Annotated in this window: 11 protein-coding genes and 5 pseudogenes; 2 read left to right on the top strand and 14 right to left on the bottom strand. The window is 34.9% G+C overall.

Features of this window, described 5'->3' with window-relative positions:
- The 14 genes and pseudogenes from AC3WVZ_RS31560 to AC3WVZ_RS31495 form a co-directional block, all read right to left on the bottom strand.
- A partial coding sequence (locus AC3WVZ_RS31560) for a hypothetical protein (RefSeq protein WP_492310914.1) occupies positions 1-481 on the bottom strand: 481 nt, incomplete at its 3' end.
- Positions 482-862: 381 nt separating this feature from the next.
- Positions 863-2,266, bottom strand: a complete 1,404-nt coding sequence (tnpC, locus tag AC3WVZ_RS31555; protein WP_233935200.1) for an IS66 family transposase — start codon at positions 2,264-2,266, stop codon at positions 863-865.
- Positions 2,267-2,440: 174 nt separating this feature from the next.
- Positions 2,441-2,593, bottom strand: coding sequence for a Tn3 family transposase (locus AC3WVZ_RS31550; RefSeq protein WP_233936917.1), 153 nt, complete (start codon positions 2,591-2,593; stop codon positions 2,441-2,443).
- A gap of 380 nt (positions 2,594-2,973) precedes the next feature.
- Positions 2,974-3,207, bottom strand: a pseudogene (locus AC3WVZ_RS31545) (transposase); the annotation flags it as partial.
- Between the two features lie 134 nt (positions 3,208-3,341).
- Positions 3,342-3,752: a thioredoxin family protein gene (locus tag AC3WVZ_RS31540; RefSeq protein WP_233936765.1), complete on the bottom strand. Its 411-nt coding sequence runs from the start codon at positions 3,750-3,752 to the stop codon at positions 3,342-3,344.
- Positions 3,745-4,146, bottom strand: a complete 402-nt coding sequence (locus tag AC3WVZ_RS31535; protein ID WP_139362539.1) for a disulfide oxidoreductase — start codon at positions 4,144-4,146, stop codon at positions 3,745-3,747. The genes AC3WVZ_RS31540 and AC3WVZ_RS31535 overlap by 8 nt, the downstream gene beginning before the upstream one ends.
- Before the next feature lie 138 nt (positions 4,147-4,284).
- Positions 4,285-4,374: pseudogene (locus tag AC3WVZ_RS31530) on the bottom strand (ISNCY family transposase); the annotation flags it as partial.
- 357 nt (positions 4,375-4,731) lie between these two features.
- Positions 4,732-5,493, bottom strand: coding sequence for an ETX/MTX2 family pore-forming toxin (locus AC3WVZ_RS31525; RefSeq protein WP_233936763.1), 762 nt, complete (start codon positions 5,491-5,493; stop codon positions 4,732-4,734).
- A gap of 300 nt (positions 5,494-5,793) precedes the next feature.
- Positions 5,794-6,140: pseudogene (locus AC3WVZ_RS31520) on the bottom strand (RNA-guided endonuclease TnpB family protein); the annotation flags it as partial.
- 480 nt (positions 6,141-6,620) lie between these two features.
- Positions 6,621-6,716 (bottom strand): annotated as a pseudogene (locus AC3WVZ_RS31515) (Rpn family recombination-promoting nuclease/putative transposase); the annotation flags it as partial.
- A gap of 550 nt (positions 6,717-7,266) precedes the next feature.
- Entirely contained in the window at positions 7,267-7,443 is a 177-nt protein-coding gene (locus tag AC3WVZ_RS31510; protein WP_233936762.1) for a hypothetical protein, read from the bottom strand.
- 93 nt (positions 7,444-7,536) lie between these two features.
- Positions 7,537-7,956: an SH3 domain-containing protein gene (locus AC3WVZ_RS31505; RefSeq protein ID WP_233936761.1), complete on the bottom strand. Its 420-nt coding sequence runs from the start codon at positions 7,954-7,956 to the stop codon at positions 7,537-7,539.
- 30 nt (positions 7,957-7,986) lie between these two features.
- A pseudogene (locus AC3WVZ_RS31500) lies at positions 7,987-8,100 on the bottom strand (peptidase M23); the annotation flags it as partial.
- A 29-nt stretch (positions 8,101-8,129) separates the two neighbouring features.
- Complete coding sequence (locus AC3WVZ_RS31495) at positions 8,130-8,435, bottom strand: hypothetical protein (RefSeq protein WP_492310913.1); 306 nt, start codon at positions 8,433-8,435, stop codon at positions 8,130-8,132.
- A gap of 1,002 nt (positions 8,436-9,437) precedes the next feature.
- Here AC3WVZ_RS31495 and AC3WVZ_RS31490 point away from each other — a divergent pair.
- Positions 9,438-10,088 (top strand): IS6 family transposase, encoded by a 651-nt coding sequence (locus AC3WVZ_RS31490; protein WP_233936915.1) that lies wholly within the window; start codon positions 9,438-9,440, stop codon positions 10,086-10,088.
- Between the two features lie 438 nt (positions 10,089-10,526).
- Entirely contained in the window at positions 10,527-12,116 is a 1,590-nt protein-coding gene (locus AC3WVZ_RS31485; RefSeq protein ID WP_233936759.1) for a phosphatidylinositol-specific phospholipase C, read from the top strand.
- Positions 12,117-12,165: the final 49 nt, after the last annotated feature.

The raw sequence follows: 12,165 nt of genomic DNA, 5'->3' as shown, positions 1-12,165 counted from the left end.
CCATTAAAGTGGAAATCTCTTTATTTTTCCATTTAACGTATACTTCTGAGAAGTTTGGAGGGAATTTATGATTTTGTTTATTTATAGAGACATGAGAGGGTTTATTTTCTTCTTCTTCTTTTGATAACCAATATAAAAATTGTAAAATACAATCATGATACAGTTTTAAATTTTTATTTTCTTGAAAGATAGGAAATTCCAAAACAAAAACAGATATTCCTATTTTTTCAATTAAATAAATCCATTCTTGTAAAATCATTGTTTTTGTCTCTCCTAAATCACTTAAAGAGGAAATATACAATATATCTTTTTTTCTTAAAATTCTTTTTAATAATGTATATTGTTCTTTAGAAAATTGATTTGGAATGTTTATATCAATAAATAAATCTAATTCATCTTGTATATATTGTTTCATTTGTTCATTTTTCATTTGAGGATATATGTTATTAACACGCATATATCCGTATTTTCTTGTATTCAAATTCAAAACACCCCTTATGTTAAAATTTGTATTTGTTTACATTATATTCTCTATATAGCCAATGTAAATAATGTGAATGTCTAAAAAATACAAGAAGGTCCTTACAAAAAACTAACTTTGTTAACTGTTTGATAAAATGTACGTTTATTGAAGAAATACTTGATTTTTTTGTCCATATCTAAATGAAATTCACCATATGGGTTAAGGTGAAAGTAAATCATAGGTGTAAATATCCAATCATCTTTTGCGTCCAAACGATTTTTCGTAACTACTCAGCTTCTTCAAATAAAAAAACAGGCCAAATACATGTTTCCGATTCGAAAACATGAAAAGAAAATACTCCAATCAGAGAAAGAATCTATGCCAAATAGAGAAATTCTCTTATGAAGTCGTGTTATTCCAAGGAACCGTTCTAGTTTCTATGACTTGGTTTATCGCTTGTAAGACCGATTGTTTTTGTTTTTTCATGGTACTCATAAAGCTTCGTATCTGACAAAAAGATTCTGCGCCTTTCTTACTTCGGAAAGTCCCAGACACTTTCTGTTTTACTTTCGTCATCCGAATATCCCGTTCTGCTTGATTGTTATCAAATGGAATGGCTGGATGTTCTAAAAACCCTAGAATTCTGTCAGAATACTTGACGAAGCGATTCCATAAATTTTGAGAAGGCGTCTGCTTTCCTTTCTTCTTTTGTTTCGTGGAAAGAATCTGTTGTTCTTTCAATATGGATTGATACATAATAAACAGATTCTTTTGCGTCGCTTTTGGCATGGTACCTTCGGATTGCTTTTTCATCGTCAACGCTTGCGTTAGAAATTTCTGCATCTGTTGTGCCCATTGTTCTCCAGTACTATCTATAATTCCTTGTAAATCTCGTAAGAGATGGGCATTACATAAAACGTGACGACAATCTGTATACGCATCATACGATTTCCAACCATCATGCATCGCAATTCCAGAAAAAGATGGCAAGATTTCTCCAGCATCCATTGCTTCTTTTCCACGTTTTTGATGAATATGTTGCAATGTCACCTCCGGTGTACTGGCAGTATGTAACCATTGTGTTTTGTTTTCTACACGCATACCAGTTTCATCAAAATGGACAACAGGAGACTGCAGAATCTTTTCCTTTACTTCTTTTATGAATGGCTGCAATTGAGAAGCGAAAGCCTGTGTATGATTTACCAGGGTTCCTTCGCTTATAGAATGTCCAAAACAATCCTGAAAGAATTCTTTTGTTCGCTTCAAAGAAATGCATTGATAATGCGTTAAATAGGGAATCAGTCTTTTTATATTTGGACCATATTGAACAGGACGAGATACTGTCGAAGGAAATTGGGCTTCTTGGATAGAATGGCAATGTGGGCATTCTTTCTGTTCTACTTTATGTTCTGTCACTTCGATCTGAATAGGTGGTAAGTCATACACTTGGCGAATGCGATACCCTTTTACAGGCTCGTGGTTCAAGGAAGTATGACAACAAGTACAATATGTAGGAGAATGTGTAATCGTATGATCTGGAGTCGCTGTCAAACCAAGAGTATGTCCCTTGTGGCCCAACTGGCCACCCGTTTGACGATGAGACGGTTTGCGCAAACTTTTTGTAACGGGCTTACCCAAACCATCTGTAGAAGGTGGCTTATGACTATTTTTGGAGTTTTTTTTTGAAGCATTTTCTAGTTCTTGTATACGTTTTTCTAACTTAGAAAATGTTTCTTCAAATAAAGAAATAACAGCTTCAGGTCCTTTTTTATATGTATCTAAAATAATTTTTCGATCGACCATAAGATTCACCTCCCCTGTTTGATATACTCAGTATTTACAAATGGGAGGCATATGAAACTAGTAAAATTTAAAAAAGACACCGAAAGGTGGCTGAGTAGTTACAATTTTTCTATTCATCTTTGCTGAGTAGTTGTTGGAGGATTAAAGTGATACAGTTTTGAAGTAATTGTAAGCTTACCTCTTGTTCTTCGAGCTCATTACGACGTATTTCCCCATCTTGGTCATGAACATAAAGTCAGTTGCTGAATGCCAACTTTCAACTGTTTTCAATTCATAATGGATTTCTTTTCTTAATTGTTCCAAAACTAAATAACCACACAAAAACATTGTTTTAATCATTTTTTCCTAATTCTTGAAACGCTAAAAACATAGGATAAATGGCTTCTATATCAGCGGTAGTTACTCGTAGCCCGCGGCATACTTAATCATTTCATTCCATATAGTTTTTTATTATCTTTTATGTTTTTTGAACTACCTCCCTTTTCACTTCGTTTAGAAAAGGGAGATTCCTAAATAAAGAGTTCTCACGAATTCCAATTTATTAGGCTAGCTCCGCAACTCCTGCGATTAGAAGCTTTGTCGCTTCATACTTTAGATTTAATTCTTACGTTCCTTGAGGAAAGAAGCTTCTTGGCTAAACTAGTCAACTATCCCCACTGAGATGAGGCGTTTCAGTGGGGGCTTGAGTTCAAACACTAGGTCTTTTCGTCTATCTCTAGACAGTTTGACGCTCTAGCACTCATGCCACCTTGAAAATAATCAGGATTAGGATTTTTTTGATAAATACGTGTATTCGATTTGATACGTGAGATATAATAAGCCTTTTTATCTTGTATATGTTGAAGATCCTTCAACTAGAAATAACCTAAACCTCGGATATATAAATCATTCGCTGTTACAGTTAGGGCGCACAGGAAACCGTAGGTGCAATCATGTTGTTTAGAACTGTGTAAATAGAAAGGAACTGTATATGGTAATTTCCACTTTTTCAAATGAATAATCGCAATCATTCTTCTCATGTATACATAAAACGAAAGTTTATAACAGCATTGTTATTCCCGCACCGCTATTTTGCTTATTTTACCTTTATTTGTGCAAACCATTTTTTAAATTCTCTACTACTATTTTCACCACTTATACGTCCTTTTTCCTTACCATCTTTAAAATGAATAATTGTTGGCGTGCCAACGATTTTATATTCATCCCAAACACTATCTACATTCTCAATATTTATTACTTTCATATCAATACCTAACTTCTTCGCAAGAGGCACAATAATAGGAGATACCTTTTTACAATGTATGCACGATGTTTGATAGAAGTAGACGATTTGCTCTTTTTTATCCCCTATATTTTTTCGCAAATCCGAGAAAGAAATGGTATTTGAGTAGTAATCTTTCTCCGCTATTCTATCTTGTTTCTTTTCAATAAAGATTGCTATACATAAGAGGATAATAATGCTAATAAACATAAGTTTTTTATTCATTTCGAACATTCCTATCTATTCGGATTACAATAAAACTACAGACACCGACCATACAAAATGCAATAAAAGCTAAAAGTGGAATTGTAATAAAACCATACCAATCGATAAAAATCTCCATACAAGGAACGCGTCCACAAATGACATCAGTTTTAGCAAATAGAGCAGATGTTTGAATGAGGTAATGATATAGTGAAATACAACCACCTATCCCAGATATTGGTAAAGAATAATATGCAATTTGATAATCTTTTCTTTTAATTGCTAAACCAATCCATAAAACAAATGGATACATTAGTATTCGTTGATACCAACAAAGAATACAAGGTTCAAATTTCATAACTTCCGAGAAGTATAAACTTCCTAGCGTAGCAAAGAAAGACACTCCCCATGCGATTCATAAAAAATGAAATCTTTTATCATTCATAGTGACAATCCTCCCGTATGTATGACATGATTTTATAAAAAGGAATACCAAATCGATAAATTCTACGATATTTATTAATTTTCACACTAGATATTCAAAAACTAAAAATCAGTATACAATGTTGTGAATTAGAAAAACTAGCTGAACATATAGTAGATAGCGATTCTGTTCATACCACCTTAACTCTTCCATCCCTTTCTATCAGGCATAACGAGTCGATTTACTTACCTTGCCGAATGTATAAGCTACTCCAAAATTAAAGCGTATGCAATGATGGATTTTGATGTAAAAATCGAGATACTCTATATAAAGTATCAATTTGAAATACCTTTTTCACAAAGAGCAATCCAGTAATACTTTCCTATATATTAGAGTACAGCCTTTAACAACCGGAACGCTTCAAATGGTAGATTCATTTAGTATCTTACACATTAATAAATCCACCTTTTGGGACTATTATCACGCTTCCCAAAAGATGGATTTTCTATGCACTGTTTTGTATATGTAAAATTTTAGTAGCACTCTCTACTTTAATTGGAAATTTATATATTTGATTTATTTTAGATCTAGTATATGTTGTGTAGGTGTATTTTGTTTCATTTCTACATTTCCTAATTTTTTTACAGGAGCCCCCACAGGTTTATTAAAATTGATATTTCCGTTTGCATCTAATTCATAAGTTTGAACGCTAGATTCATATACTGAACCTGGTTCTTTTTGGTCTCTCATATCAATCACACCATTAAAAATGACTTCTTTCGTCTGATCATCTAAAGCAAATCCTAATTCTTTTAATTTGTTCCAGATAGTCGGATTGTGTTGAGAGATGACTTTTAATTTATTATAAATCCCTAATTGTACCCATGTTGGATACGTATTAACTTGATCCGTATAGTACCCTTTAATTCTAGAAGTTCCTAATAATTTCGATGTATATACTGGTGTACTCAGCTTAGCAGTTTTTACAACTGCTGTACGCGGAGCTATTTCAAATTCTTCTGATGGCACATTGATAACATGTGAGACAGTGTCTACTGATGTAGATGCATTTGTATATCCATAGTTTGCAGAATACTCAAACGTTATTTCATTTTTTGCTTCAAGAAGGTTAAGGAAATTCGTTCCTAAGGTTAAATGCATCGATTGCTTCATCCCTAAATTCATGCTATGTGTGACCGTCAATTGTTTGCTTGACGTTAGCGTTTTGGTTATATTCTGCGTTTTAGAAGTGATTGTATTAATATAATTCTGATTACTCGCCGATGCACTAATATTTTCATATTGATCCGAATTAGGGTCTGGCTTCGGTGATTCCATATAATTATCTACATTTGGATTAGAAATTTGTAACGTGTCAACACCTGTAATTGTATTTGTACCATTATGATAGCCATTTAAATCTTTCAGAACTTGTTGAAGTTGTACATTGTCTTTTGGAATACTGCTTAATCTTATCAGGGTTATATAGGGATGTATGTAAAAAAAAGACATTTGCTAAGAGTCAAAAATCAGATTACGTTGTTTGACACTCCCACGGCTAAAGCCGCAAGTCCTACACCTTACGGTGTAACGGATGGGATTCCTGAATAACGAAACGTTCGCAGCTCATTTCTGTTTTTAATGAGGGTGTGTCATCCCCCCAACAATATCGCGGTATTTCTCAAATCCACATGGACACTTCTACCTTGTGCCTTGTTCTTCTTCGTGCATTTAGGACATGTTTGACTTGTATAAGCAGGATTCACATATTCAACCTTTATACCAACTAATTTCGCTTTGTACTCAACGAATTGTGCGAAGCGAAAGAATGACCAAGTGTGTAGATTCTTTTCGTTTTTACGGCTTGTTCGTGCCGTCTGTCTGATGTTCGTTAATTGCTCTAATCGAATGACAGAGGTTGTATGATTCGTTGCGAAATCGACGATTTCACGACTTACTTTGTGGTCTTGTATCCACCTTTGTTTCGCTTCAACCATTTCAGATACCAGTGTATGAAAGAATTGAATAGAATCAGAACTAACTTTGTTTCAATAGCCTAATTTGTTCTTTTGTTGGCAACCATTTAATTTTGACTACGATGGTTTGTGTCACAAGTTTCACCTGACTTTCTACATAATATTTTATTGTCTCACTTAATACATTTCCAGCCTTCTACTACTCCGGCGGATATATAAATTTTCCTTCAACGGCATACAAAGTCCACTTTTCTCATCCGCAATCCCAATGTATCAGCATCTTTCATTAGGTTCATAGTAACGAAGCTTAAGAAAATTCACTGTCGTTTACCTTTCTCATCGTTCCCTGGCACGGATTGAATGTACGTTCATCGATTCCTTATGCATCCCCTCATGCAACCAACGCTGTTTCGGGTGGAAATATTCTTGACAACTAGAATAGCGTATCCCTATGGATACGCACTATAATGAAGCGCCCTCTTATCGCGCTCTTATTTCTATATTAAGTTTCGTTCCTGTATCTAATGTGGCGGAAACATCGAGAATCGATAACTTATCTTCTTCACGTTCCCTGTTTAAACGCGGACCATACATTTCTATCTCTTCATCATCAATTTATTTTCTATTACCTAAAAATCAGCGCGCTATTTCCGTATTCATACCAAAACCTTTTTAATGCCCTTCACAAGCGAAATAAAAAACAAAATATTTTTTGATACCCAATTTTAGATACACACTAAGAACCCTTTATAGTCAAATCTGAGAAGTCATTTTCTGTGACATGGCAGGTTTTTTATGTTTATAATCATACAAGAACTGTTTTCCAATATAAGCAACTGCCAATCAAGTTGTGAACCTAGCTGAAAACAAGATTATAATCTGCTGCATCCGTTCTTCATCTAAAAAATGATTGGAAATATACACATTCATTCAAAGTCATTAAATAAAAGCCATACCTATCATTTTTCATCCGCTCCCTCTTGACTTTCGGATTAGAATCACTTCACAGCATTTTTTTCGCAATAAGCTCTCTATCTCTAGATAGTACAGCTTGAAAAACTTGATGTTTTGCCCACCCACGCTTTCGAATCCATTGCTGAAAGTGTATCCTTCTTAAGTAGTTTTAACTCAAAACCTAAAATTTTTTCATTTCCATTTTGGATAGAATCTGTATATTGTGTATCGCATCTATTATTTCCTGTATGTATTTTACACTCGTTATATCCTTTAGAAAGAATAATACATTGCGGCCTAAGGTTAAAGTTTCTTGTAATACTTTATATGCGATTTGTCGTAACTTTTCTTGTTCCACACTACCTCCTCCTACCAATTTTCTCGATTCTGAATCCCAGGTATTCATCACACCTATCTCTCTATTTTTCATTTTACACACTTATATGATGCGCTACTTGTTACAAAAAGGAGCTATGGCATCATTTGTACCTGTATACAGATAAGCATCACTCATCCAATATCCATTTGTTAGCTGATTCCATCTATTGGTACTACCCTTACGACCAGTAAATGTCATCCCATTTGCGGTACAAGAAACCGTTACAACCTCTCCATCATTAAGCGCACCTACAAGCGAATAGTTCGTACCAGGGCCTGTGCGGAAGTTTACCGTACGCCCTGCATTCGCATCTACAATCCCTTGATTCGCAATAAGCTTTCCGTAATTATACAAAGTATTACCTGTATATCTCACTGTACTCCCATGCATCGCATAGCCATTATAAGGTGAGGTTTCAAAGAATACCCAGCCACCCAATTCTTTTCCCTGTAATGGTATACGCGTATTGCCCTGCAAGAGGGAAAAATGCACATGACGTCCACTTGCATATCCACCACACGATACGTCCGTCCCTGTATAACCTAAAAAAGTTCCCTCTTGGACAGACTGACCATCCGGTATAATATTATTCCATAGATGATAATAATCTGTCGTGTATCCATTGTGGTGATAGATACGGAGCCATCTCCTGCAGCTAATACTCGTTAGTCTCCTCCATATAAGTCAAGAGAACTGTACGGTCTCTCTGATCCTGACCATCCATGAGGACCGCCAGACATCATCCAAGATTGCCCTCTTTCATACGGTAAATGAAGTTCTGGTCTATTCTGTGAAAAGATCTGCGCATTCCCCTGTACAGAAAATATCTTTTTTTCTTGCGCGCTCATCATTGTATCGGGAATTTGTTGTGAGAGTTCGTTGAACAAATCAGTCCCTTCTAGAGCGACTTCCCAATCTGTAGTAGATTGTTTCACAACGAAAAGCCTGCCCTCTGGAAATGCTCCTGTCATATTGGGAGCCAATATCACCACTGATCCAAACGCCCAGTACTCATCGTTAGATAACCGTTTCAGGTTCACCTGTACTTGTGTATCTGTAACCTGTAATTCTTGCCCTTGTTTCTTCTTTTGATGCGATAGTTCCTGTAAAACAGCATGTTTAATCGAAATTTCTTCTGTAACCTCATTTTTTCACCCCTTACATTTTATAAAAGCAGCTTTCATAAGGGATATATGCTATGATTTAGCATTTATTATTGAGAAAATCCATGTGGCAGGTATTTTATACTAGAGAGCAAGATGTTAGGGATACATGTAACTTTGTATGGCGATGTATTTCGAAAAATTACATGTCCATACAAATTTCTCAATATGTCATGCTTTGATTTCCATATAAACTGCTCTCTATTCATGCTATATCTATATCAAGAGGTGCTTAAATAGATTAGAATCATAATAGGAGGCACAAAAAATGACCTGGTCAAGAAAAACTGGAACCTCGATTAGATTCCACAATAGATTTTGAAAACTAATACAGGGTCATTCCATTTAACGATGGGTGAGGATAAATGAAATGATAGTACATATAAATAAATTCGACCACTAACTAATTGATTTGAGAAAGAGCAATCAATTTTTTCCATGTAAGCATTCACGTTTAAAGATACTAAAAAATAATTCCACCACCGCATTATCTCAACATTTTTCCTTGCGAGACATACTTTGTTGAATCTTGTGTTGATTATAAAAACCAGTAACTGAACATTACTGGTTAACGCTATATTCCTTTTTGTTAGACCATGGGTTCAATGATTGTACTGCATCCAACTCAAACGAACACATGGCAGAAAGAAACATAGAATAGAGATCAGAAAAAGCAAAAACGAAGATAAAAAATTCGAATAATAAATCCGGTTCCGTTGCAAAGTTTTTGGAGCTGAGCTAGACCGTAGAAAAATGAGATGAGGAGCATAACATAGGGGATATTTTAAAGGAAAACAATTCGAGAGAGACATTATCTTGGTAGCTGTCGCCTACTATTGTCGTTTTTCTTTAAGCTATCGCGACGTATCTGAACTTTTGGGAGAGCGTGGTGTTTCAGTTCATCCTACAACTATTATGCGTTGGGTCCATGAATATGGAAATATCATTTATCAAATTTGGAAGAAGAAAAATAAATCAGCACATTCCGTATGGCATTTAGATGAAACCTATATCAAAGTCAAGGGAAAGTGGCGTTATCTTTATCGTACGATTGATAAGGAAGGTCACACATTGGATATTCAACTTCGCAAAAAGCGAGATCATCAAGCAGCCTATATGTTTATGAAAAGGTTAGTGAAAGCTTTTGGAGAACCAACGGTTCTCACAACAGACAAGGATCATGCTTTACTTTGTGCGTTCAAAAAACTAAAACATAATGGCTTTTATGTGCATACGAAACATTGTACTGTTAAGCATTTCAATAATCTCATCGAACAAGACCATAGACATATCAAACGACGTTTTGTTAAATCCGCAGGATTTCAAAATCTGCGCCATGCTTCACGTACATTGAAAGGAATCGAAACGGTTCATGCCATATATAAACAAAAGAGAAGTCACATTCCAGACTTCTCTTTTTCAACGTACAAGGAATTACAGCAGTTATTTAGAACTGCTTAAACTACAACCGTATTTTGTAAGCAGGTTGATGTTTTTTCAAACTTTGCAACAGAACCCTTAAGTTGTACCGAAGGTACCAACGTACTGTTAGCAAAAAAATTGAGTTGATAATGCTTCCATTTGAATATATTTTCTTTTTTCATACTGGTCACACACCCTTTTTTAGTAGTACCAGTATAGTCTAGTTTGAAAGAATACCTTCAAATCATTTCGATTTTTTGGACCAAAACCAAATTATCTGACGGACTAGAGCACGAACCGTCTCACTACCCCTAAAAAGGATTTTTTCAAAGGTTATTATATATGCTTATGAAGAAATTCAATGGGTTATAATGTATCTATTCGATACCCGTGTTTATTGATACAAAAATTTATGACCAAGTCGTTACTTAAAAATGTATTTTTAAGTAACATATAATAAATAAAAGGAGGTTTGAAATGAAACAGAAAAGTTTTATTACAAGTATTATATGTACAATGGCTCTCGTTTTCCTGTCTCATATTCCTAATGCATATGCTGATAACGGATATAGCTTCGGAAATTCTATGGAGGAAGGCTATATCTCTATGGATTTAAAAAAGTGGATGTCTGCCATTCCCAACGAAGCGCCACTTAGTACCTTATCTATCCCAGGTACCCATGATTCGATGGCATTGTATGATGGAGATTCTTTTGGATATGCCAAGGATCAATCCGCTTCGCTATCAACACAATTAGAAAAAGGAATTCGGTACATTGATATTCGTATAAGGGATACAGACGATGCTTTTGCCATACATCACGGTATAGTATTCGAAAACGCTATGTTTGGTGACGTATTAAATATGGTGACAAGTTTTTTGAAAAATAATCCAACTGAGACAGTCATTATGCGTGTAAAAAATGAACATGAACAGGATATAAATCGCTATGAAGAAATTTTTCAGAAGTATTGGGACGCATATAAATCATATTTTTGGAACCCAACATCTTCAAATCCGAAACTAGGTGAAATTCGAGGTAAAATTGTTGTTTTACAAGATTTCCCTTCCAAAACACAATTCGGGATTCCCTACTCTAAGTTAGACGTTGAAGATGCATTTGACAATGTAACGTATGAATCAAAATGGAATATCGTATGGAATAGACTTGATAATTTGACTCTAAATCGCGATCCGAATAAGATTTATTTAAGCCATTTTAGTGCAAATACACCAGACGCTTCCCTCACTGGTAAACCGTCAGGTTATGCAGAGTTTATTAACCCAAGAGGTATAACGTATTTAAAGGAAAATAAATACAAAACTTTTACAGGCATAATAGCCGCTGATTTTCCAGATACTGTATATACCCAGTCTATTCTATATAAAAATTATTTATACTATTCTCTTCCAACTGATAAATTGTATTCCGTTCCTGTTAACATGGATATTTGTACAAAGCAAGATTATGTGCAAACATGTGTAGAGAATATGGACCCAAGTTACCGCACACATGAAATGTACGAGACAATTAATCGGTTAGTAGAAGAGGATACATTGAATGAACAAACAAATTGGAGTGGGAAAAGTTGGTATAATTTCATTCGTTTCAATTATATAATTCTCCCTGGCCACGAGCAAGGTGTATTAGACAAACTAAATACAATGTCCATAGGAACTTTCAAAATTCGTGATTTACTTAAAGTATTAAATGGTTATCATAATAATACAAATACTATTACTACGATAGTTTCTGCCAACGGGGTGCCTATTTTCCCTCCAGTTACGCTAAGAGACGCTGTTTATACGGACCAAGTAAATAATTACCCAACATGGGTTGAGTTGGGGGTATATAACAAGTTTAAAGTTATTTCTCAGCAGAACCCGAGGATTTGGAAAAGGTTGGAAGAGTTAGGGATTTCTTTGAATGACCAGACAAAAGACGTAATAATAGCATTTGATGATCCGAATGCTCCGGGCTATTTTCCTGATGTTGACGATCTACCGATAGTTGATTCTGGATCTGGCAATTCGGATTACTTCGAAGATTATCTACCTATTAAATAATGGTGGTGTACTCATAAACAACACTAAAAAGGTTCTGGTACAAAAACAG

The organism is Bacillus sp. CPT56D-587-MTF, assembly GCF_058792335.1.
Note: the sequence above shows the minus strand (reverse complement) of the source record. Positions and strands in the feature narration are given on the sequence as shown.